Source organism: Acidobacteriota bacterium (assembly GCA_004299485.1).
GTDB lineage: Bacteria > Acidobacteriota > Terriglobia > Terriglobales > SCQP01 > SCQP01.
In genome coordinates this window covers 18,266-40,953 of sequence record SCQP01000020.1, presented here as the reverse complement: position 1 = coordinate 40,953, position 22,688 = coordinate 18,266, and the positions used below count along the sequence as shown (strand labels likewise).

Here is a 22,688-nt window from a genome sequence, read left to right as displayed (position 1 = left end):
CTCGCGGGGGTCACATGGTGCCGCGGGCGATGGGGAGGTGGCGATAGACCCAGTCTTTGGCGAAGCTGCGAGGGAGCACGAGGACGCGCAGGCGGGTGAAGCCCATGGCGTGCAGGGCGGCAAACGCGGGGCGGATGTTGGGGCACTTGGTCATGGGGCAGCAACCGCAGTAGACCACCAGATTGGTTGTCCGCGGCAGCGGGGCGGCCCATGCCTTCAAGGCGGCCAGGCCTTGCGGACGCGAGGGGGGTCCGGCAAACGCGGCGCCGGGAACATGCGCGCCGCGATAGAGGACCTGAAAGCCAGCGCAGACTACGACTGGGCGCGCAGTACGGTCTGGATTCTTGAGTTCCTTCACGAGTGCATCGGGCATGACCGTCTCGGCTGTCGTCCAGCGCTGGGCGCTTTTCTGCGCGCCGACGGTTACGCTGCCCAGCGCCAGCACGCCGCCCAGAAGAATTGCCATCACCGCGGTACGTTGTGCCTTTCGCATTCGCCTTGCCTCCCGCTCTGGACGTAATTGTACGCCGTCGGTGCGCTACTGTTGACCTATGCCCACCCGGGTTACCATCGATGACCGGCTGATCGAGGCGGCGAAGCGAGTCGGCGGGCACCGGACTAAAAAAGAAGCTGCGACCGCCGCGCTGCGCGAGTACATCGCACATCAGGAGCGGCTGCGCCTGATCGAGATGTTCGGACAGGTGGACTTCGATCCGGCCTACGACTACAAGATCGCACGACGCAGGCCGAGGCAGCCTATTGCGTGACGGTGGTGGCGCGGCCGCGGGATTCGCCGCGCAGCCAGATGTAGAGCGGGGCGTGGGGCGAGGGCGGCGGCCAGGGCATGGCGATGGCCAGCGTCTGCGCGGCAGAGGACGGATTGACGCGCATGGGGACGCTGGTGACGGGGATGCCGGTCGAGGCGTTCCAGCCGGTTTTAGCGATCAACTGCAGGTTGTCGCCGCTCAGCGTGCCGGCAAATTCGCCGGGCGCGGCACTCTGATCGGAAAGCGTCAGGGAATGAATGCGGGGCAGCAGCACCACGCGGCCGAGGAGGTAGGCGTTCGAGTTGCCGGCGGAGGCGTCGGGAACGATCATCTGCAGGTCGCAGCCAGGGGCGCCGATTTTGCCAGCCACGGCGGCGAGGTAGTAACGTCCGTTGCCGCTCGATTCCAGCTCGGCGGTGCCGGAGGTGTCGCCGGCGTGCAGGGTCAGCGGCTGAATCTGGTCATTGGGTGACTGGCAGCGCAGATGTACCTCGGTCACGGGCGGCGCGTGCTCGATGGTGAAGGCAAAATTCACGGTGGCGTCGGCGGGCAGCTCCTTGGGCTTCAGCGCCACCGTTTGGCCGGCGTTCACGCTTTGATCGACTGCACTGATGCGTGGCCGCGGACCGAGTACGTTGATTGCGTGGGCTAGCCCGAGCGGGTCGGCTGAGCCGACGACGTAGACCTTGGCGGAAAGAACCTGGCCGGGCTGCGCGCTGGCGGTCAAGTGAACGATTGCTGGGCGCTGGTCGAGGCCATTCGCGGGAATCGAGGCCGGCAGCCTGGCCAGCGTGATGTCTGCATCCGCGCTGGTCAGACGTGCAATCCGCTCCAGGTGCGTGCCGTGAAGCGTGATCCTCTGTGAGCCCTCATCCACGTTGGCGCGAAAAGCATCGACGCGTGGGTTGGGCGGCAGCACCGTAAGCGCTAGCTCACGCGCACTGCCGGCGGCCTGCTCCAGTCGCAATTGATGCACGCCAGCGGCCAGTTGCGCGGTGTCGATCGTCACGTGTAACTGCTTGCCGCCGTCGGCCAGTGCGAACGGCTCGCTCGCGCCGGCCAGCTCGACCTTGTTCACGAGCGAGAAATTGGTGCCGGCCACTGTCACTGTGACTACGCCCCCCTCGGCAATCAGCCTGGCCGCATCGCCGGGCGCGAGCGTGGCGCCTTGCAGTCCGGTCGGCGCCTGCACGGCGATCGTGCCGGCGACGTTGACCGGCGTCCAATCCCACATGGCGGCAAGGTAATAATCGCCGGTCAAATGGGAATCATGCGTCAGATCGAGCGTGAGCGTATCGTTTAAAGCTCCGGGAGCAACCTGGACCTTGATGGACACGGGCTTGCCCTTGACCGGAACCAATTCCCACTGCCGCGCACGCATCAGGTCACGCAATTGCGCCACGCTGGCACAGGTGACCTGCAGGCGCGCATTGGTGCCCGCTGCGAGCGTCGCGGTTGTGGCTTTGGCCAAGCGCACCGACGGCGCTGTGCCGGTTGGCAAGTTCGCCATCCATATATAGACGGTATGCTTGTTGGGCGGCGGCGCAGTGTTGGCGCCGCACAAGCGCGCGCCACCCGCGTCGGGCTGCGCGAAGGCGCCCTGAAACTGCATTCCCGGAAACATGGTCTTGTGCAGGGCGCGGAAAAGCGGCATGGCGTCGCTGGCCAGCCCCATCACCGGACCGTAATAGAGCGTAGCCAACGCGGTCGCCGTGCTGGTCGAACCGGCAGTGAGGTCGGCATGCTTCGAGGGGCCAGGCTCGGCCGTCGGCGGCGCCACCGCGGCCAGCATCACCGCGGCCTCCTGATCCGGCGGCAGTGCCGGGTTCGCCTTAGGCATCGCGACGCCATATTCCCGCGAATACTGCTTGAGCAGTGTATTCAGGTCGAGCGTACCCGGCGGCGAGTTCTCATAGCGCGCCAGCAGTGCCACCAGCGCTTCGACGCGTGAGGCCTGCTCAGCGTAGGTGATGAAATGAGCTACCAACTCAGGATGCTGGTCGAGCATGCGGCGCGTATTGTTCGCGTTCAGGCCCTTGGGGCCAAACAGAAATGCAATCGCAGCCGTCTGTTCGGGCACTTTCCAGGACGCGGTCCGGTCGGCGCGTCCAGTAAAGACCGCGAGATGGGCGCTGGCGCTATAGGCGGCCGGCACCAGCAGCGCTGCGACACGCGCTGATTTCCGCCACTCCGGCGGCAGCGCCTGCGGCGCGTAGTGCAGGACGTCACCCTGATCCAGATTGTTGATTTGGGTAAACGGGATCGCGGCGCTTCGCCCCGGCGCACTGACCTGCAACTGAAATCCGGTCACGAAACGCCCGCCCGGGCAGGGAGCGCCCTGCGCAGCGGCGCCGGAGGCCGTCAAAAGGCCCAGCGCAAGCACAAAGCAGGCAAACGAAACGGGATATCGTGCGCCGAAAACTCGCATAGCTGCTCTCGCCAGAACCGAATAGGTCTATTGTAGCGGGAGTAGCGAGTCCAACGACCGGCGGCCATCAGTGCGAGCTCAGCAATTTCCCCGGGGAAGCTTGTAGGGAAAGAATCAGTTGGTTGAAAGGCTTTGGCTGGGAACCACTTGCGTTCGGTCCCCAGGAGTATTGGGCGGAAAAGCGGACACTGCCGAAATCGACTCCCGCGCCGAACATGCGAAGCCAAAATGTATGATTGCCAATGCCGGCTTGCGTGGCAATCGCCTCAGGAGCAATTTCGCGCCCGAAACTGAAATCACAGAAAATGTCGCCGGTGTTGTTCAGCGAGAAAACATCGCTATAGACCTCAACGGGCAGTTGCACGATTCCGGCAGTGACGTTGGATCTCGCCCCCGAGCCCGACACGTTGGCGCCAAGCGAAGGTGCGAAAATAGCGAGGACCTGAGCAGGGCCAAGGCCCTTCTGCAACAGCGGCCACTGGCCCCGGATCACGAGATTGCCGCCGTGAAGGAGCTGCTCCACACTCTCCTGTTGTGCCGTCGGCTTCGCGGTGCTGCTGCCGGCGGGGCAGTTCGACGCGTCCGGGCAGCCGACCGAGTTGACCTTGCCGCTCAGGGTCAAATCGAAGCCGGGTGCGAAGCGTAGCGATACGAGATTGGCGCCTACGGTCAAGGTGCTGGCCGAAGCCGAGTACAAGAAGCTCATCTGGGTAGCGAGTGCGATAGGCGACGAACCCGAGGCGTCGTCGAACCAGCACTGTACCACCGGCGCTGGTGCGCCCATGAGCGGCAGCCAGGTATGCGCCGGCGCGGGGCAGCCATCCGCCGCGCCTCCCAGCACCGGCACCGAGATCGTTGTGCGCGTGACGGAACCCCCTTGCTGCGGGTACTCGACAAATGTCACCGCCAAAGCTTCCTCCGTCAGGCCTATCTGGCGCGGGCTGAACCAGACGATCAGGTCACAGGTCTTGCTGAGAATATTTTCCGGGCAGGTGGTTACGGGTAGGGGACTGGCGCAGGTTGCACCCTTTTTTCCGGCCGCGTCCTGGCACATAGCGAAGGCATTGACTGCGGAGCCGGTCAGAAAACTGGTATCTGCAGCGCCGGACGGGTCGCGGAACGACACGGCGCTTATGTACCAGGCCCGGTCGGGTTTGCTATTGGTCATGCTGATGTGCACCGGCGCCGAGCTGTTCAAGGGCAGCCAGATCGACTGATCTTTCATTTTCACCGTAATCCCCTGGTCACGTGCGCTCGGTTGCGCCACGTTCCCCGGCGACACACGAGCGGCCGTGCGGGGCCCCTCTCGGGAACCGGTAATCTGCCCAGCCAGACACGGCGCCAAAGCTACCGCGACAGTCAGTATTGCCGTCCGGAATCCGAAGCGGTTGCCTCCAAGGCCCATTTGGACCACCTCGGCAATAGGGATCGATCTTTCGCAGGCTTTTCCTTCAACGATTTCACATTCGCACAAAATAAATCTGCGGGTGGGCGGGGCTGGTGCGTATTCCACAGTAGAAGCCGATGGAGACGGAGGCATTCGAGCAGGCGGTGCGGGAGCACCAGCGGATGGTGTTCAGCATGGCGCTGAACGCGTTGCGCAACCGCGCGCTCGCCGAAGAGATCGCCCAGGATGTGTTCCTGGCGCTGCTCGAACATGGCGGCCGGATCGAGTCGGCTGCGCACCTGGTGTATTGGCTCCGGCGCGTTACCGCGCGGCGCTGCATTGACCAGATGCGGCGGCAACGCTTCCGGCGCTGGCTGCCGTTACGCGACGTGCACGCGGCCGCGAGCCCGGCAGCCGGGGCGCCCGGGCGTGATCCGCTGCTGTCGCAGCGGCTGGCACGGCTGATTGCCGCCCTGCCGGCGGCGACGCGCGTCGCGCTGGTACTGCGCTATCAGGAAGACCTGGAGCCGGCCGATATCGGGCGGGTGCTCGGCATCCCGGAAAACGCCGTCCGCAAGAAACTACGGCACGCCCTCACGAGTTTGAAATTACGTCTCACGCCGCCACGGCCATCGGACGTGGCGGAAGCCCACCTGGAGCAGCAATGACTGAAGCCGAACTGGAACAACATTTGCATGATCTGTACCGCAGCGAGGACCCGCCTGCGGTGTTGACCGGGCGCATTCTGGCACATGCCCGCAAGGCCCGCGCGCGCACCCATGGCCCCTGGCTGCAGCAGCGCGCGGCCCTGGTCAGCCTCTGCGCCCTGCTGCTGGCGGCGTGTGCGTATATCGCTATCGGTGTGGTGCACCGGCGGCAAGTCCAGGCGCAACGGGCGCAGGAAGCGCAAGCGCGGCTGGCGTATGCGCTACAGATCACGACCGGCGAGCTGAATTGGGCTGAAGCGCAAATCGCCGAGGACATGCACGCCGGCCAGAGAGGGGCAGACCGATGAAAAAGCTCGTCCATTGTCTGTACGCCATGCTCACGGTGGCCGCGCTAGCAGGCGCGCTCGCAGCCCAGCAGCCGGGCCGCATTCAGCTCACCTTCAACGGCCTGGCGCAGCGCGCCGCGGAGGTCAGCGACGTGACCCTCGACGGTCCCATGCTGCAAGTCGGCATCCGGATGCTCTCGGCCAAGGAGGCAAACGACGGCAACGGCCAGGCGCGCCGTGTTCTGCAGCAACTCCAGGGCGTCTACGTCAAAAGCTTCCGCTTCGGCCACCGCGACGACTATTCGTCCCGCGACCTCGCCGCAATTCACCACCAGCTTGACGCACCGGGGTGGTCGCGCATTATGAGCGTCCACAGCCACCGCGGCTGCCGCACCGTGGACATTTACCTGATGGCCGCCGGCAAAGGCGTGGCCGGCATGGTGATCATTGCCGCCTACCCGCGCGAGCTGCGGGTGGTGAACCTGGTGGGGCCGATTGATCCGGCCGCGCTCAGCCAGCTTGGCGGGCACTTTGGCATCCCCAGCGTGAACCCGAGGAATTAGCCATGAAAAACCGTACGCTCGTCCCGATCCTCACCCTCGCTCTCGCCGCCCTTACGCCGGCGGCACTCGCCGCGCAAGCCGCCGCTGCGCCCACCGATTTCGCGCAGCTCACCCAGCGCGTCTCACGGGCACTGCACGCGCAGCCGCATCACCGCCGCCTGATCGGCGTCTCGCAGTTGCTCGTGCGTGGCGCTGGCCATATCGGCTCGAAGGATACCCATCTGGCGCTGTTCGATCTGCCCGGCGAGGCGTCGCCCTCCGAACGTGCGCAACTCAACGCGGTGCTGGCAGCCGCGCTCACACCGCCGTGGCAGTTGCTCGAGCATCGCACCGCGCGCTACGGCGAAAAGGAGACCTGGATTTTCGCGCGTCCCGAAGGCGCGCGTGTGACCACCGTCGTCTGCCTGCTCGAACGCGGCCAGGCCACGCTGGTGATGGCCAACGCCGATCCGCAGGCCGTGCTTGACAGTCTGCAAGGCGAGGGCATCATTCTCTGGGGCAACAAGTCCGTGGTGCGGGGCCTGTGGGGCGGCCTGGGCGATGGCTCCGGCTTCGGGCCTGGCATCGCCTTCGCTACACCTGCGGGCGTAATCAACATGGTGCAGGTGCACGGCAGCGCGCAGGTCACGTTTGAGAATTATCTCAAGACCACGCTCGGCTTCCGCTTCGATCCCACGGGCGGCAACCTGCAGACCTATAGCCTCGATCTGACCGGCCGCTATCAGGTCAGCCCCAATGAAGATTTCTTCGGCCTCGGTCCCACCAGCCCGGCGCAGCGCGCCATGTACGACTTGCAGGAGCGCGGCCTGCGGCTGACGTTTGGCGTACGGCCGGCGCAGGCGCTCAGCTTCGGCGTGGGCGAAGACTACTCCGGCACCCGCGTGTTTGGCGGCCGCGAGGGCGGCTTCGCCAACGCCCAGGCGATCTTTGCGACGAGCGCGATTCCCGGCCTGGCGCGCGGCGCCAATCTACTCAGCACCTTCGGTTATTTCCAGCTCGACACGCGCGATTTTCCGCTCAGCCCACATCGCGGCGTTTACCTGCGCCTAAGCGCGTCGGACAATAACGGCACCGGCCACAGCAACTTCGGTTACTGGCATTATCAGGCCGACGCGCGCGGCTATCTGCCGCTGACGGAGTTCAGCGATGGGCTCGCCTGGCGCGGCCTCAGCATCTGGAACGTCGCCAAGCCGGGCGAACAGGTGCCCTTCTTCGATCTGGCGCGGCTGGGCGACAGCTCCCTCCTGCGCGGCTACCGGCCCTATCGCTTCTATGGCCTGAACGCGGTCGCTTCGAGCCTCGAATACCGGCATTATTTCTCCGACGATTTCGGCGCCTTCCTGTTCGGCGACATCGGTCAGGTCTACGACGTCCGCTCCCAGCTCACGCGCTCGAACATGCGCCACACCTGGGGCGCGGGCCTGCTATTCAACGACAACCGCCGGAAGACGTTTTTCAAGCTCTACTTCGGCATCACGCCCGATGAAGGCCACCGCTGGTTCCTGACGCTGGGCCCGACCTTCTGAGCCTCACTTCAGTCGGAATCACAGCCGAGCGCAAAGCGCAGCGCGGCGCAAACCTGTTCCATGCGCTTCGGGCTGAGCTGGGCGAGCAGCGGCCCCAAGCGGTCCTGGCGGACGGTGATCGCGCCGTGCAAATTCACCGCACAAGGGAATTTCATGCCGTCATCCTCGTTGAGCACGACTTCCGAGGGCACGCCGCGAATCGATGAAGTAACCGGCGCGACCGTAGCCATCGACAGCAGCCCCAGCGCACTGTCGCGGGTGAGAACGACAACCGGCCGGCGCTTGTCCGGGGGAGCAAAGGTGTAGAGCCGCACCTCCCCTCGCTTCACCATCGCCGCATATCAGTCCTCAGAGACGGCCTGACTTTCCCAAAACTTGGCTTCTTCGATGTCTTCGGGAATGCGCTTATAACCTTCGCGCTCCTGATCTTCCCATGCCTTGATCTGTTGCCGCCTTAGGTACTCGCGCAACGCCTCGCGTATCAGCGCCGAACGATTGCGTTTGGTGCGGCGCGCCTCAAGATTGGCCGCCTGCAGAAGCTTGTCGTCGAGCACCACCTGCACGATCATCGACGGGCGCGGAGCCTCGCGTGGATCGTCCACGGTGAACCTGGCAGCCCCAGCGTTGCTGGATCCACGCCGTGTTTTTTGCCGTGGGCGGTTCGCTACTGCGCGAGATGCGCGGCCCGCCGTGCGAACGGCGCGGCCCCCGCGTTTTGCTGTTGAACCCATACCACAGTATATTCCACAGCATGGCCGCAAGCCTGAGGGGTCCGGCGTACTTTGTGCCCGTAGTTAGGGCGCCCCAGCGCACTCAGCAACCCCAGCCTACAGCGACGCGGGGCTGACGACGCAGTGCTTGCAACGGCTGGCGAAGTAGACAATGGCGCCGCTGGCGGCGGCAGCGGCCAGGGCTTCGCCGGCGACGGTGAGCAACGGCACGCCGGGGCCTTTCATGGCGACCGGCGGCGGCAGCGCCTGTGGATCGCGGAACTTGACGGTCTTGCCCGCCGGTACGGCGTAAGCGCCGGCGGCGGAGCGGATGGCGACCGCACCCGTCACGGCGGTCACATAGACTTCACCGGAGAAATCATAGACATTGAAGCGGCTGCGGGCGCTCGCGGGCCACACGATGCGCGCCGCCACCGCAACCGGCAACTGGCCGGCAATTTCGACCAGGCCCGATCGCAGGCGGATTTGCGTCGTACCACCGGCGTTCTCCATCCGAAAACGGGTGTTGGCGGCGGCCAGAAGCGAGGCGCCGGGCAGCACCAGCCGCGCGCTGCCGTTGGCGTTGGTGGCAATCACGTCGCCGGGCAGGAGTGCCGAGCCGGCGCTGGCCGTTTGGCCATTGATGGCAACTGTCCCTGCCGTCGGTGTGACGATGGCGCCCGGCGCAGCAACGAGCGGCAGGCCGGCAACAAGGACAATCAGGCTCAGGGCAGTGACAGGGCAGCGAAGGCGCATGCGAGTAGCTCCTCGGGACATGGTAGCGTGAAAGGCGGAGGAATTTCATGCCGCCAAAACACGAAGACGCCCGGTTGATTTTGAAACTGTACGATTTGCGCCGCGAAACGGTGATGCGCAAGGCGCGCACCTGGTTTGCGCAGGAGTTTCACCCGGCCAGCGCCGACGACTACATGGCTACGCTACGCAGCGATAACAGTGCCTACCTGCGCCAAGTCGTGTCGTTCTGGGACATGGCCTGCGCACTGGTGCTGCAGGGCGCCATCGACCAGGAGATGTTTAACGCCACCAACGGCGAGCACATGTTCGTGTTTGCTAAAATCCAGCCGTTCCTCGCAGAACTGAGAAAGAAGCAGAATTCTCCCAACATGCTGACCAATCTGGAGAAGGTGGTCCTGGCGCGGCCGAACGCCCAGGAAATCCTGAACCGCATGCGCGAAAACCAGAAGCAGACAGCGCAAGCAGCGCGGGGATAGCGGGGCCCGGAGTTTGGCCGCGGCGCCCGCCATCATCGAAGCCCGGAGCGTGCAAAAGTGGTTCCCGGGTCCGGAAGGACGGCGCATCGAGGTCATCGCGCCGACCGATCTGGCCGTGTACCCGGAGCAGGTGCTGGCGCTGCTGGGACCGTCGGGATCGGGCAAATCGACACTGCTGCGCATGCTCGCCGGGCTGGCAGCGCCATCGAGCGGCACGGTGCTCTGGCATGGCGAACCGCTGCGCGGCCAGGTCCCAAACGCCGCCATCGTGTTTCAGGGCTTCGCGCTGTTTCCCTGGCTGACGGTGCAGGAAAATGTCGAAGCGCCGCTGGAAGCGCGCGGCCTGGATGCAGGGGCGCGCACAGCGCGGGCGCTGCGCATGCTTGACACCGTCGGCCTCGACGGCTTTGAAACCGCCTTTCCCAAAGAGCTTTCCGGTGGCATGAAGCAGCGCGTGGGCCTGGCGCGGGCGCTGGCGGTCGAGCCCGAAGTCCTGTTTATGGACGAGCCATTTTCGGCCGTCGACGTGCTCACCGCCGAAAACCTGCGCGGCGAGCTGATGGATTTGTGGCTGCAGCACAAGCTGCCGACGCGGGCTATCTTCCTGGTGACCCACAATATTGAAGAAGCCGTGCTGCTGGCGGATCGCGTCATCGTGCTGGCGCGCAATCCTGGCCGCATCCGCGCCGATTTTGCGGTGCCGCTGGCGCACCCGCGCGAACGCAAAGAAGCGCGCTTCACCGAATACGTCGATTACATCTACACCATCATGACCCGACCGGAGGCCGAGTTGCCGCCCGCCCCTGGCGTTCCCGCGGCAGCGCGACCGGGCGCACCCAGCTACCCCATGCTGCCGCATGCGCTGCCGGGCGGCATTAGCGGTCTACTCGAGCTGCTGGTCGACCGCGGCGGCCACGCCGATCTGTACCAGTTGGCCGACGACCTGCAGATGGAACTCGACGACCTGCTGCCCACACTCGAAGCCGCCTCGCTGCTGGGCTTTGTAAAACTCACCGAGGGTGATGCCGACATCACGCCCGAGGGCCGAGCCTTTGCCGCCGCCGACATTTTGCAGCGCAAGGAACTGTTCCGCCACGCGGCTCTGGAACATGTGGCGCTGCTGCGATTGATGGAAGGCACGCTGCGCGCCAAGGCGGACCATACCATGCCGGAGGATTTCTTCCACGATCTGCTCGACGAGCACTTCAGCGAAGCCGAAGTGCAGCGCCAGCTCGACACCGCGTTAAACTGGGGCCGCTACGCCGAACTCTTCGACTATGACGCCGAAACCGGGCTGCTGACCGCGGCCGAACCGGTTTCTCCACCAGGAAAAGAATGAGCGAGCGCCGCCAGCCCGCGGAGCAGCCGAGCGGCGCGCGAGGGGGGCCGTGGTCGCTGCTGCCGCTGGGCGCGTGGCCGCACGTCAGTGATATTTTTCTCTTTGCCGCCGTCTTCGCGGGCATCTACGCCTTCGCCCACGTGGCGAGTAACTGGCTCGGGCCGGCGGCGCCGCACGTCGTCATCGAGAGCAATCCATGGTTTCTGTTTGGCTATGCGGGCGCATCGCTGCTGCGCATGCTCATTGCCTACGTGCTCAGCCTGGCGTTCGCCATCGCCTACGGCTACTGGGCCGCCAGCAGTGCGACGGCCGAACGGCTGCTGATCCCGCTACTCGACATTCTGCAGTCGATCCCGGTGCTGAGCTTTTTGCCGGGCGTGATGCTGGGCATGGTGGCGCTGTTTCCGGGCCAGCAGATCGGCATCGAAATGGGCGCCATTCTGCTGATCTTTACCGGCCAGGTGTGGAATTTGGCGTTCAGCTTTTACGCCTCGCTGCGCAGCATTCCCAGCGAAATGCGCGAAGCTTCGCGCCTTTATGGCTTTACCTGGTGGCAGCGTTACCGGCAAATCGAGATGCCGGCGGCGACGATCGGGCTGGTGTGGAACTCGATGATGTCGGTCGCGGGCGGCTGGTTTTTCCTGATGGCGTGCGAGCAGTTCGAGCTGGGCAACCGCGACTTCCGCCTGCCCGGCCTGGGATCGTACCTGCAAACGGCAGCCGGCGCCGGCGACACGCATGCCATCCTCTGGGGCATCGCCGCCATGGTTATCGTGATCGTGCTGCTCGACCAGGTGCTGTGGCGGCCGCTGATCGCCTGGTCCCAGAAATTCAAGCTGGAGCAGGGCGCGAGCGCCGAATCGGCCAGTTCCTGGATGCTGGACTGGCTGCGTCAGTCGCAAATGCTGGCGCGCTTGCACGATGCCGTGGTCGCGCCGCTCACCGAGCGCATCGCCATGCGGGCCGCGCGTATTCCGCCCGAGCAGTCCGGCGCGCCCCCCAGCGGCGTGCGACGCTGGGCGCGGCGTAGCCTTGCCGCCGCCGGCATTCTGGTCATCGCCTACGCGGTAGCGCGCGCGGCGATGCTGCTGGGCGGGCTGAGCCCTGCCGAGGTCGCCGACGTGGGCAAGGGCCTGGGCACGACGCTGGTGCGCGTCTTCGTGACGCTGGCGATTGGCGCCGCCTGGGCCATCCCCACCGGCGTCGCCATCGGGTTGAACCCGAGGCTCGCGCGCATCGCCCAGCCGCTGGCGCAAATCGCCGCGTCCATTCCGGCGACGGCGCTGTTCCCGGTGGTGCTGCTGCTGCTCATCGGCTGGGGACGCGGCATGGAGCTGGCCGCGATCGTGCTTATGCTGCTGGGCACGCAATGGTACATCCTCTTTAATGTGATCGCCGGAGCCACCGCGCTACCCACCGAACTGCGCGAGGCGGCGCGCGTGTTCCGCTTCCGGCGCTGGGACCGGTGGCGGCGGCTGATTCTGCCGGGCATTTTTCCCTATCTCGTGACCGGCCTGATTACCGCCTCCGGCGGCGCCTGGAACGCCAGCATCATTGCCGAGTATTTTCACTTCCGCGGCCGCATTTTTGCGACCGTCGGCATCGGCGCGCTGATCAGCCACGCCACCGACACCGGCAATTTCCGCCTGCTGCTGGCCGCAACAGTCGCGCTGGCCGTGGTCGTCGTGCTGCTGAACCGGCTGGTGTGGCGGCCGCTGTACCGGCTGGCGGATACGCGGTTCCGGCTGGAGGGGTGAGAAGTATTTCAGTAAGTCAGTTCGAAATACACCCGAGCGGGGGGATGCGCCCGCAAGCCCTGGGCCGCTATGATGGCGCCGAGTGCAACCCTTGCTTTATGCGGCGCTGGCGCTCGCCTGCGGCATCGCGGTGGCGGCCAGCGGTTCAGACCTTTGGCTGGCGCATGGAGCGCTGTGGCTTCTGTTATTGCTTGCGGCTGCGGCGCTGGTGGCGGTGTGGCGTGAGCGGCGGCGAACGGCGGCGGCGCTGGCGCTGACCTTTTGCCTGCTGCTTGGTTATGCGCGCGCGAGCGGCGCGCTGCGGCAGCCACCACACGCGGGCGGCGCGCTGGTTGCCACGGCCTGGGTGCTTGAGCAGCAGCCGCGGGAGCGCGTGTTTGTCACCGGCTATCTTCGCGACCGGCCCACGCTACTGTACGACAGCGGCACGCCCAGCGCCGTGCGGCTCGACTTGCAAGCCATTAGTCTGTCGGCCGGCGACGCCAGCCGCGACATACGGCCTGCTCGCGGCGGCGTGCGGCTCTACGCCTATCCGCCGCGCAAGGGGAACGGCCTGCACTGGGATTCGGCACTGCTGCAATTGCAGGCGGGCGCGGGGCTGGCGGTCAATGTGCATCTGCGGCCGCTGCGCTCGTATGGCGATCCTGGTGTGCCGGATTTCAGCGCCAAGGAACAGCGCCAGGGCATCGTGGTCACCGCGACGCTGCCGCTCGACGCCTGGCGGCGCTGGCCGATGGCACAGCGCCGCAGCCCGATCGCTGCGGCCCGCGCGCGCGTATGGGGATGGCTCAGCGCGCGGCTCGATGCCTTGGCGCCGCCGGCGCGCGCTCCCCGCGCCAACGCCCTGCTGCGCGGCATGCTGCTGGGCGACGTGGCGCGGCTCGACGAAACCACGCGCACCGACTTTCAGATTGATGGCGTTTACCACCTGCTGGTGGTTGCCGGGCTGCATATCGGCGTGCTGGCGTGGGTTCTTTGGACGCTGCTCAAATGGCTGCGCTGCTCGCCGGTGGTCACGGGTCTGATTTGCCTCTTGCTGCTCTCCGGCTACGCCTGGGTGATTGCCGGGCGCACGCCTACGCTACGTGCGCTGCTGATGCTGGCGCTCTACGCTTGCGCCCGATTATGGTACCGCGAGAGACAGGCACTGAACGCGGTAGGCGCGGCGGCACTGATCCTGTTGCTCTGGCGCCCGCTCGATTTGTACAGCGCCGGGTTTCAAATGTCGTTTGGCGCGGCGCTGCTGCTCGCCGGGGTGGCGCTGCCGCTGCTGCTCGCCGGCTCGCATGGCTGGCGGCGCGCCACCAAGCGCTTGCAGAACGTGGCTTACGATGAGGCCTTTGCGCCCAAGCTGGCGCAGTTGCGGCTCGACTTGCGGCGCATCGCTGAAAATCTCGCGACGATCTGGAAGCCTTTGGGCTGGCGCGTGTGGCCTTCGGCGTTGCGCTTTGTCATTTTCATCTACGACGTCGCTCTGATTTCGCTGGTGCTGCAAGTGGGCCTCGCAGTGTTCAACACCGTCTATTTCCATCGCGCCAACCCCTGGTCGGTGCTGGCCAATGCGGTGCTGGTGACTGGCGCCGGAATTTTGATTCCGCTGGGTTGGCTGGCGGTTCTGCTGCCCTGGAACAGGGTCGGCGCTGCCGCAACCGGCTTCGCCAAAGCCATGCTGTGGTTCGCCGCCTGGATGGCGCGCTGGCCGGCAGCGAACTGGCGCATGCCCTCGCCGCCGAGCTGGTTTCTGCTGCTGTGCGGCGCGGGCTTGATCGCCTGGCTGATGGCCTGCACTGCGGGGAAACAGCGCCAGCGTTTGGGGCGGCAGGTGGCCGTTTTCAGCGCCGTCGCCGCCGCGCTCGCACTGGGGCTGGCGCTGGCGCCTTTTTCCCCGCGGCTGCCGCCTGGGCTGAGCGCGACGATCCTTGATGTCGGCCAGGGCGACTCGATCTTTGTCTCCTTTCCCGATGGACGCACCATGCTGGTTGATGGCGGGCCGCGCAGCCCGCGCTGGGATACCGGCCAGGAAATCATCGCGCCCTTTCTGTGGTCGCTCGGCCTGCATCGCGTGGACGCGGTACTGCTCACCCACGCGCACAACGATCATCTTGGCGGCCTCCGCACCGTACTCGATGATTTTCGCCCGCGCGAAGTCTGGGTCACGCGTACGCTGCCTACCGATGCGCCCACGCACGCCTTTCTGCGCGAGGTCGCCGCCGGCAATTCCCGGCTGCGCCGGCTCGACACCGGCGATGTCTTCCGCGTGGGCGCCAGCCAGATTGCGGTGCTGCTGCCGCGGCCCGCGTATCAGGCCGGCCCCGCGCCCAGCAACGATGACTCGATGGTTGTGCGTGTAACCTACAACGGTGAGAGCATGCTGCTCGAAGGCGACGCCGAAGGCGTCGGCGAGCACTGGATGGTCGATCACCACCTGCACCTGCTGAGCGCGGTGCTCAAGGTCGGCCATCACGGCAGCAAGACCTCTTCGACGCCACAGTTTCTGGCCGCCGTGCATCCCCAGGCGGCCATCATTTCCGTCGGCGCCGATAATTCCTACGGCCAGCCCGCACCCCAGGTTCTGGCCGACCTGCGCCGTGCCGGCGCGCGGGTTTTCCGTACCGACCGCGATGGCGCCATCCAGTGCCGGCTGCAAAATGGCCGCCTGCACGTATTTTTATTCCGTCGCATTCCCGGAACTTAGCGATTACAATGGGCGCGTTATGGCTACCCCACGCGCCTACACCCGCCACGCAACGGTTCTGCTCGTTGCGACGCTTTGCGTCGCCGCCGCGGTCGCGCAAGCCCCGCAACATTCGCAGTACCCGGTGCTGCCGTCGGAGTTCCCAGCGGACTTCCTTCCACCGCAGCAGCCGCAGCCCTACACCGTGCGCATCGCCGCAGTGCCCATGCGCGACGGCACTAAGCTCAACACCGTCATCCTTATTCCCAAGGGTGTCACCCATGCCGGCATCGTGCTCACCCGCACGCCCTACAACGCCGACGGCCGGCTGCGCTCTGCGGCCAACGATCCCATCCTGCGCGCGGGCTACATCCGCGTCATTCAGGATGTGCGCGGCAAGTACGGCTCCGAGGGCGACTACATCATGAACCGTTATGTGCTCGGGCCGTTGAACCCGACGCCCGTTTCCGATGCCACCGACTGCTCGGATACCATCTCCTGGCTGGTCAAGAACGTGCCCGAAAGCAACGGCCGGGTCGCCACCATCGGCATTTCCTACGACGGCTTCGAGGCGGCGATGTCGCTAGTACATCCCAATCCGCATCTGGCGGCGGCGATTCCGGAAAATCCGATGGTCGATGGCTGGCGCGGCGATGACTGGTTTCACTACGGCGCGTTTCGCGAACAGTTTCTTCCCTACATTTATCAGCAGGACTCCTCGCGCGGCGGCGTTCATAAATGGTGGCAGAACTACACCGACGACTACACCATGTGGTTGAAGGCGGGTAACGCCAGCACAGTCGCCGAGGAGCACGGCATGCAGCAAGTGGGCTTCTGGCGCAAGCTGGTCGAGCACCCGTCGTACGACGCGTTCTGGCAGGGACAGGCGGTCGACAGGATTCTGGCCCAGGAGCCGCTGACCGTACCCACGCTGCTGGTCGCCGGCGAGTGGGACCAGGAAGACATTTACGGCGGTCTCGCCATCTATCGCGCGCTCGACGCGATTCCCTCCGACCGCCCCAACTTGTATTTGGCCATGGGGCCGTGGTATCACGGTCAGGAAGCGCGCGGCGGCACGCACCTGGGCGCGATTCAGTTCGGCTCGGACACCTCGGCCTATTTCACCGAACACATCCTGCTGCCCTTTCTGGCGCAGCACCTCAATGCCGATGGCCCCGATGCGCATCTGGCGCACGTGAATGCGTACGTAACGGGCGCCAATCGCTGGGAGCAGCTCGCAAGCTGGCCCGCCTGCGGCGGCGATTGCAGCATTCAGTACCAGCCGCTCTATTTGCAGGCGGACCACGGCCTCGGTTTCGAGAAGCCGGCGGCCAGCGGCAAGGCCTACAACCAGTACGTCTCCGATCCTGCCAACCCGGTGCCGTACCGGCCGCGTCCGGTGCCGGCGGCACAATCAGCCACCTGGCACGAGTGGCTGGTGGGCGATCAGCGTTTGGTCTCCGGCCGCCCCGACGTCGAGATTTATGAAACCCCGGTGCTCACCCATGCCGTGCGCGTCAGCGGCATTCCCAAAGTTCATCTGGTAGCTTCCACCAGCGGCACCGATTCCGACTGGGTGGTCAAGCTCATTGACGTCTATCCCAACCGCGATTTCGTAGAGCCCGACATGAGCAGCTACGAGCTGGCTGTGGCCATGGACATTTTCCGCGGTCGCTACCGCACGAGCTGGTCACATCCGGCGCCGCTGACACCGAACGAGCCGCTGCTGTACCAGTTCAACCTGCCCGTGGCCAACCACGTCTTCCTGCCCGGCCATCGCATCATGGTGCAGATTCAGTCGAGCTGGTTCCCGCTCTACGACCGCGACCCGCAGACCTTCGTCTCCAATATTTTCAAGGCCAGGCCTGCGGATTACGTCAAAGCCACCCAGCGCATCTACCACGCGCCCGGCCACGCCACCTACATCGACCTGCCGGTCGCGCGGCAACAGTAGCGACAGGCTCACTGCCGCGTGCCCGAAACGGGAAGCCGCTACCGCGAAGGGGGGCTAGCCCGGTGGCCCGCCGCGTCGTAGAGTCGCTGCATGCTTGGGATTATCTTGGCCGTCTTGGTCGCGCTTGCGATTATTCAGATCACGGGTAGCGCCATCACCGCGGCGGTCATTCTGGGCGCGGCAGTGTTGTCAGTGCGTATCTGCGTGTGGTGCGTACAGCGCATCCTCAAATTCGTGATCGACAGGCAAGACCGGGAACCTGCATCCGCTACCGCCCCATCGGCACCGCCCACCTTCGAGGAGTATTGTCGGCGGGAGTTCCCGTGGCTGACCAGCCCGTCAAGCAGCAGCGCAGACAGAGGCAAAGGATCCGACGATAGGGCGCGCGCCGAATGCCGAGCTGGTCAGCGACACAAACCCACGCGGTCCACAGCCTTATGATGCCACCGTGCCGCGGGTGATTTCGTAGAGCAGATTCACGCTGCCGTCCTGCGCGGGGCGGTCAACGGGGCCGACGAGGCGGGCGCCAATTTTTTCCAGGGCATGGCGCGAGCGCTGGTTGTTTTCGCCGGCGCGGAAGACAACGCGGTCGAGCGACTGCAGAGCGTGGGCGACCAGCAGCCGTTTCATTTCGCCGTTGTAGCGGCCGCCCCAGTAGGCGCGCTGCAAAAACGTGTAGCCAATTTCAATTTGGCTGGGCGGGCCTGGCTTGTACTCGTAGTAACGCGTGCTGCCGATGATGTGGCCGTTCGCACGATCGATCACTACGAAGGCGCCGCCGGAGGCGAGAGCGCCGTCGAAGTATTTCTGAAACACCGGCCGCGTGTAGCGGATGGACTCGGGGTGCTGCTCCCAAATGAGGGGGTCGCTCGCGGCGGCGTACAGCGCCTCAAAGTCGTCCGGCCGCAGCGGCCGCAGTTGCACTAAGGTCCCGGTGAGCGTGGGCTGTGGATCGAAAGCCATGCTTCTATTTTCAACAACTCTTCCGGTCTTCCGGTCCAAGATTGTGCATCCGGCGCCGCAGCCGGGAATCGAAGACGGAAGTAGCCTAAGATCAAGGAGTTAGCCTAGGAGGATTTGGTATGAACGGAAAATGGCAGCGTGCATTTATGGGGGCAATGATTACGGCCGCGCTGACGGTGGGAGCGTTTGCGGCCTTGAAGCCGGGCGAGCAGGCGCCGAAGTTTACCGCTCAGGCGAGCCTCGCGGGCAAGGACTTCACCTTCTCGCTGCGCCAGGCGCTGGCGAAAGGGCCGGTGGTGGTTTATTTCTTCCCTTCTGCCTTCACCCAGGGCTGCGACATTGAAGCCCACACCTTCGCCACCGAAAAGGCCAAATTCACCGCCGTGGGCGCCACCGTCATTGGCGTTTCAGCCGACAGCATCCAGCGTTTGAACGCCTTTTCCGTTGACCCCAAGTACTGCGCCAAGCAGTTTGCCGTGGCCTCGGATGCCGGCCTCAAAATCGCCAAAGAATATGGCTTAAAGACCTTTGCGGGTCGGCCCGGCATGAAGGACGTGCGTGGCGTGGACATCGGCCACCCCTTCATCGAGCGCACCACTTTCGTCATTAATAAGGCCGGCCGCATCGTCGCCGTCTACTCGAGTCAGGCCGATCACATCAGCGCCGCCCAGCACGTCGCCAAGGCACTGGCCGAAGTCCAGAAGCTACAGGCCGAATAGCGCCACCGGTCAGTGGGGGTAGGGGTGGTGCGTCAGAATGGCGCAGGCGCGATAGATCTGCTCCAGCGCCACCAGCCGGGCCAGCTCGTGCGAGAGCGTCAGCGGCGAAAGCGATACACGGCCGGCGGCTGCGTGCGTGACCGCGGCAGAGAAGCCGTCGGCACCGCCTACCGCAAAGACGACCTCCTGGCCGGCGTGCGCCGTGGCTTCGCGCTCCAGAAACGCGGCGAACTGAGGCGATGTGAAGGCGCGGCCGGCCGGGTCGAGCAGCCAAAGCCGGGTGCCTTCTGTCCGGCGCAAAAGCTGCCGCTCCGGCTCGCGGCCCGCCAATTCTTCCGTGCGCAGCGTAGCAAACCGGGAAAATGCCGCCAAACGGCCCAGCGCCTCCTCGGTTGCGGCGCGCGTCAGCGGCGATTTCGTCTTCCCCACCCAAACGAGGGCGAGCTTCAGACCCGGCATGGCAGCCCCATGTTAGCCTGAGTAGGGGATCTGGAATGACCGCCTGGGTACAAGTTGGCCTGAAAAAAACGGTGCTCGATCCGCAGGGCAAGGCGATTCAGGACGCCTTACAGCGGCTGGGCTACGGCGCGATTACCGAACTGCGGCAGGCGAAACTGTTCGAGGTGCGCTTGCCGGACGGCGTCGATGAAGCGGAAGCCAGGCGCCAGGTGGAACGCGCCGCGCGCGAAGTGCTGACCAATCCGGTTATTGAAGATTTCTCCATCCGCTGGGAGGCGTAGCAGCGCGACATGTGCGGCATCGTTGGCTACATCGGCAACAAGCCGGTCGTCCCGGTCATTCTGGATGGCCTGAAGCGGCTGGAGTACCGCGGCTACGACTCCGCCGGCATCGCCGTGGTCCGCAATGGCACAACCGGGCCAGCGACGCTGGAAATCCGCCGTGCACAGGGGAAGCTGCGCAACCTGGAAGAAGCCATTCGCGCACAGCCGCTCAGCGGCCATTACGGCATCGGCCACACCCGCTGGGCGACGCATGGGCGACCGACGGAAGAGAACGCCCATCCCCATCGCGACTGTCACGACGAAATCGTGGTCGTGCACAACGGCATTATCGAGAACTACATGGCGCTGAAGCACGAGTTAACCGCAGCCGGCCACACCTTCCGCACCGAAACGGATACCGAAGTGGTGGCCCACCTGGTGGAAGAGCAGATGCGGCAGGGCGCACAGACGCTGGAGGCCGCCGTGCTGGCCGTGCTGCCGCGCCTGAGCGGCGTCTACGCGCTGGCCATCATTTCGACCCTTGATCCGGAAAAAATCGTGGCGGTGCGCAACGGTCCGCCGGCGGTTATTGGCCTTGGCAACGACGAGTTCTTCGTGGCCAGCGACATCCCGGCGCTGCTGCATCATACCCGCGATGTCTTTTTCCTCGCGGATGGCGACGTGGCCGTACTCAATCCGCATGGCGTCCGGCTGATGGATTTTCAGGGGCATCCGGTGAACCGCGAGATCACCCACATCACCTGGGATCCGATCATGGCGGAAAAAGGCGGCTTCAAGCATTTCATGCTCAAGGAGATCTACGAGCAGCCGCGGGCAGTGCGCGACACGCTGCTGGGCCGCATTTCGCGCGAGCGGGGCGAAGTGTTTCTGGACGAGATGGAGTTGACTGCAGAGGACTTCCGCAGCCTCCACTCTGCCCGCATCGTCGCCTGCGGCACCTCCTGGCATGCGGCGCTGGCCGGCAAGTTCATCCTGGAGGCGCTGGCGCGCATTCCGACCGAGGTCGACTACGGCAGCGAGTTCCGCTACCGCGACCCGCTGGTGCAGCCGGATCAACTCACCCTCCTGATCTCCCAGTCGGGCGAGACCGCCGACACGCTGGCGGCGCTGCGCGAGGCGCGCGAGCGCGGCTCGAAAACGCTCGCCATTGTCAACGTGGTGGGCAGCATGCTGATGCGCGAGGCGCAAGGCGCGCTGGTCACCCACGCCGGGCCGGAAATCGGCGTGGCCTCGACCAAATCCTTCACCACACAACTGGCGGCGCTGGTGATTCTCGGCCTTTACCTGGGCCGCACGCGCGGCACGCTCAGCGCCGATGCGGCCCGCAGCCTCATGGCCGAACTCGACAAAATTCCCGCGAAACTGGAGTCCCTGCTCAACCGCGATGAGGAGTATGAACTGCTGGCGCGGCGCTTCTATCGTGCCCGCGATTTCCTCTATCTCGGTCGCGGCATTCACTACCCCATCGCGCTCGAAGGCGCTCTGAAGCTCAAGGAAATTTCCTATATTCACGCCGAGGGCTACCCGGCTGGGGAAATGAAGCACGGTCCCAACGCGCTGATCGACGAGAATCTGCCGGTGCTGATTCTCGCCGCTCACGACCCCGATGACGCCGCCTCCGTGACGCGCTACGAGAAGACGCTCAACAACTTGAAGGAAGTCAAGGCGCGCGAGGGCGAAGTGATCGTGGTGGCCAATGCGGGCGACACGAACGTGCGCGAGGACGCCGATCACGTCATTGAAATTCCCAGCGCACCGGAACTGCTGCTGCCCATGCTCGAAGCCGTACCCCTGCAGTTGCTCGCCTACCACATTGCGGTGCGCCGCGGCTGTGACGTGGATCAGCCCAGAAACCTGGCAAAATCGGTGACGGTGGAATAGCGCGCGGCATCAGAGGTTGTGTGCGCATCTTGTGCGTCAACACCGGCTCCTCCAGCGTCAAGCTGGTACTGTGGGACGGCACGCAGGAGCTGCTCCGTGCCAAGGCCGAGACCCTGCGCGGCGAAGCGCAATTTGACGCCGCCGTCACCTCTTCGCTGCACTCGCTTCCTGCCGCGCCCGACGCCGTCGCGCACCGCATCGTCGCCGCAGATACTGCCTGGCCCGGCGCCCGGCGGCTGGACGCCGCGCTCCTGCAGGAGCTGGAAACGCGGGCGCCGCTGGCGCCCGACCATCTGCCGCAGGCGCTGGCCGCCATCCGCGCGGCGCAAGCCGCCTTCCCGGCTCTACCGCAGTTGGCGTGTTCCGATTCCAGCTTTCACCGCACGTTGCCCGAAGTGGCCCGCCAGATCGCGCTGCCGCGCGAGCTGCGCCAGCGCGGCTTAGCCCGCTATGGCTACCACGGGCTTTCGTGCGAGTCGGCGTTGGCGGCGTTGCGTGCCGAAGGCCCGCTTCCCGGGCGCCTCGTCATCGCCCATCTCGGCAACGGCTGCAGTCTTACTGCCGTGCGCGACGGCCGGAGCGTAGAAACGACGATGGGCTTCACGCCGCTGGGCGGCCTGGTCATGTCCACGCGCAGCGGTGATCTCGATCCCGGCGTGCTGCTCTACCTGCTGCGCGCCGCCGGCTACACGCCGGATGCGCTCAACCTCCTGTTGAATCAGGAAGCTGGCCTGAAGGGTCTTTCCGGCATCAGCGGCGACATGAAGGCGCTACTCGCCGATGCGCGCCCGGAGGCGCAGCTCGCCGCCGCGGTGTTTGTGCATCAGGCGCGCAAGCACCTGGGCGCGCTGGCTGCGGTGCTCGGGGGTGTAGACCTGGTGGTCTTCACCGGCGGCATGGGAGAAAATTCCGCTGTCATCCGCGAGCGCATCTGTGCCGGCATGGATTGGCTCGCGCCCCATCGCTCCCTCTCTGTCCGCGTTATTCCCGCCAACGAAGAACTCGTCATGGCCCGCCAGGCCGCCGCGGTGCTGGCTGACCCGTAAGGAGG

General features: G+C 65.4%; 22 protein-coding genes. 14 read left to right on the top strand and 8 right to left on the bottom strand.

What is annotated here, in order from left to right; translation table 11 throughout:
- Positions 1–10: 10 nt before the first annotated feature.
- Positions 11–493, bottom strand: coding sequence for a rhodanese-like domain-containing protein (locus tag EPN33_14595; protein ID TAN20595.1), 483 nt, complete (start codon positions 491–493; stop codon positions 11–13).
- Between the two features lie 58 nt (positions 494–551).
- Here EPN33_14595 and EPN33_14590 point away from each other — a divergent pair, with 58 nt between their 5' ends.
- Complete coding sequence (locus tag EPN33_14590) at positions 552–767, top strand: type II toxin-antitoxin system VapB family antitoxin (protein ID TAN20594.1); 216 nt, start codon at positions 552–554, stop codon at positions 765–767.
- On the opposite strand, the gene EPN33_14585 is transcribed toward EPN33_14590, so the two are convergent.
- Both EPN33_14585 and EPN33_14580 read right to left on the bottom strand, forming a co-directional pair.
- Entirely contained in the window at positions 757–3,195 is a 2,439-nt protein-coding gene (locus EPN33_14585; GenBank protein ID TAN20593.1) for a hypothetical protein, read from the bottom strand. The genes EPN33_14590 and EPN33_14585 overlap by 11 nt on opposite strands.
- Before the next feature lie 67 nt (positions 3,196–3,262).
- A complete protein-coding gene (locus tag EPN33_14580) occupies positions 3,263–4,426 on the bottom strand; it encodes a hypothetical protein (GenBank protein ID TAN20592.1) in 1,164 nt (387 codons plus the stop codon).
- 293 nt (positions 4,427–4,719) lie between these two features.
- Here EPN33_14580 and EPN33_14575 point away from each other — a divergent pair, with 293 nt between their 5' ends.
- The 4 genes from EPN33_14575 to EPN33_14560 are packed head-to-tail and all read left to right on the top strand — an operon-like array spanning position 4,720 to position 7,665.
- On the top strand, positions 4,720–5,250 hold the full coding sequence (locus EPN33_14575) for a sigma-70 family RNA polymerase sigma factor (protein TAN20591.1): 531 nt from the start codon (positions 4,720–4,722) through the stop codon (positions 5,248–5,250).
- Positions 5,247–5,597 (top strand): hypothetical protein, encoded by a 351-nt coding sequence (locus EPN33_14570; GenBank protein TAN20590.1) that lies wholly within the window; start codon positions 5,247–5,249, stop codon positions 5,595–5,597. The genes EPN33_14575 and EPN33_14570 overlap by 4 nt, the downstream gene beginning before the upstream one ends.
- Positions 5,594–6,139 carry a DUF4252 domain-containing protein gene (locus tag EPN33_14565; GenBank protein ID TAN20589.1) on the top strand — a complete coding sequence of 182 codons (546 nt, stop codon included), beginning with the start codon at positions 5,594–5,596 and terminating at the stop codon, positions 6,137–6,139. Before EPN33_14570 ends, EPN33_14565 begins: the two co-directional genes overlap by 4 nt.
- A gap of 2 nt (positions 6,140–6,141) precedes the next feature.
- Complete coding sequence (locus tag EPN33_14560; protein TAN20588.1) at positions 6,142–7,665, top strand: hypothetical protein; 1,524 nt, start codon at positions 6,142–6,144, stop codon at positions 7,663–7,665.
- Between the two features lie 8 nt (positions 7,666–7,673).
- Here EPN33_14560 and EPN33_14555 read toward each other — a convergent pair whose 3' ends face one another.
- The 3 genes from EPN33_14555 to EPN33_14545 all read right to left on the bottom strand — a co-directional run bounded on the left by EPN33_14555 (position 7,674) and on the right by EPN33_14545 (position 9,131).
- The gene (locus EPN33_14555; protein TAN20587.1) at positions 7,674–7,997 is read right to left on the bottom strand and encodes a type II toxin-antitoxin system PemK/MazF family toxin; all 324 of its coding nucleotides are present in this window, start codon (positions 7,995–7,997) and stop codon (positions 7,674–7,676) included.
- Positions 7,998–8,006: 9 nt separating this feature from the next.
- The gene (locus tag EPN33_14550) at positions 8,007–8,396 is read right to left on the bottom strand and encodes a ribbon-helix-helix protein, CopG family (protein ID TAN20586.1); all 390 of its coding nucleotides are present in this window, start codon (positions 8,394–8,396) and stop codon (positions 8,007–8,009) included.
- 96 nt (positions 8,397–8,492) lie between these two features.
- A complete protein-coding gene (locus EPN33_14545; protein ID TAN20585.1) occupies positions 8,493–9,131 on the bottom strand; it encodes a hypothetical protein in 639 nt (212 codons plus the stop codon).
- Positions 9,132–9,178: 47 nt separating this feature from the next.
- On the opposite strand from EPN33_14545, the gene EPN33_14540 reads away from it, so the two are divergent.
- The 5 genes from EPN33_14540 to EPN33_14520 all read left to right on the top strand — a co-directional run bounded on the left by EPN33_14540 (position 9,179) and on the right by EPN33_14520 (position 17,331).
- Complete coding sequence (locus EPN33_14540) at positions 9,179–9,607, top strand: hypothetical protein (protein ID TAN20584.1); 429 nt, start codon at positions 9,179–9,181, stop codon at positions 9,605–9,607.
- A gap of 13 nt (positions 9,608–9,620) precedes the next feature.
- Positions 9,621–10,946, top strand: a complete 1,326-nt coding sequence (locus EPN33_14535; protein TAN20583.1) for a nitrate/sulfonate/bicarbonate ABC transporter ATP-binding protein — start codon at positions 9,621–9,623, stop codon at positions 10,944–10,946.
- Positions 10,943–12,703, top strand: coding sequence for an ABC transporter permease subunit (locus tag EPN33_14530; GenBank protein TAN20582.1), 1,761 nt, complete (start codon positions 10,943–10,945; stop codon positions 12,701–12,703). Before EPN33_14535 ends, EPN33_14530 begins: the two co-directional genes overlap by 4 nt.
- A gap of 82 nt (positions 12,704–12,785) precedes the next feature.
- A complete protein-coding gene (locus EPN33_14525; GenBank protein TAN20581.1) occupies positions 12,786–15,398 on the top strand; it encodes a ComEC/Rec2 family competence protein in 2,613 nt (870 codons plus the stop codon).
- 19 nt (positions 15,399–15,417) lie between these two features.
- Positions 15,418–17,331, top strand: a complete 1,914-nt coding sequence (locus tag EPN33_14520) for a CocE/NonD family hydrolase (protein ID TAN20580.1) — start codon at positions 15,418–15,420, stop codon at positions 17,329–17,331.
- Positions 17,332–17,766: 435 nt separating this feature from the next.
- On the opposite strand, the gene EPN33_14515 is transcribed toward EPN33_14520, so the two are convergent.
- Positions 17,767–18,294, bottom strand: coding sequence for an N-acetyltransferase (locus tag EPN33_14515; GenBank protein TAN20579.1), 528 nt, complete (start codon positions 18,292–18,294; stop codon positions 17,767–17,769).
- 119 nt (positions 18,295–18,413) lie between these two features.
- On the opposite strand from EPN33_14515, the gene EPN33_14510 reads away from it, so the two are divergent.
- On the top strand, positions 18,414–19,013 hold the full coding sequence (locus EPN33_14510) for a peroxiredoxin (GenBank protein TAN20578.1): 600 nt from the start codon (positions 18,414–18,416) through the stop codon (positions 19,011–19,013).
- Between the two features lie 9 nt (positions 19,014–19,022).
- On the opposite strand, the gene EPN33_14505 is transcribed toward EPN33_14510, so the two are convergent.
- A complete protein-coding gene (locus EPN33_14505) occupies positions 19,023–19,472 on the bottom strand; it encodes a 23S rRNA (pseudouridine(1915)-N(3))-methyltransferase RlmH (protein TAN20577.1) in 450 nt (149 codons plus the stop codon).
- Positions 19,473–19,507: 35 nt separating this feature from the next.
- Between EPN33_14505 and purS the strand changes: the two genes are divergently transcribed.
- Genes purS through EPN33_14490 form a run of 3 tightly spaced genes read left to right on the top strand, consistent with a single transcriptional unit; the run spans position 19,508 to position 22,683 of the window.
- Positions 19,508–19,753 carry a phosphoribosylformylglycinamidine synthase subunit PurS gene (gene purS, locus EPN33_14500; protein ID TAN20576.1) on the top strand — a complete coding sequence of 82 codons (246 nt, stop codon included), beginning with the start codon at positions 19,508–19,510 and terminating at the stop codon, positions 19,751–19,753.
- 9 nt (positions 19,754–19,762) lie between these two features.
- Complete coding sequence (glmS, locus tag EPN33_14495; GenBank protein TAN20575.1) at positions 19,763–21,637, top strand: glutamine--fructose-6-phosphate transaminase (isomerizing); 1,875 nt, start codon at positions 19,763–19,765, stop codon at positions 21,635–21,637.
- Positions 21,638–21,645: 8 nt separating this feature from the next.
- Entirely contained in the window at positions 21,646–22,683 is a 1,038-nt protein-coding gene (locus EPN33_14490) for an acetate kinase (protein ID TAN20574.1), read from the top strand.
- Positions 22,684–22,688 lie beyond the last annotated feature (5 nt).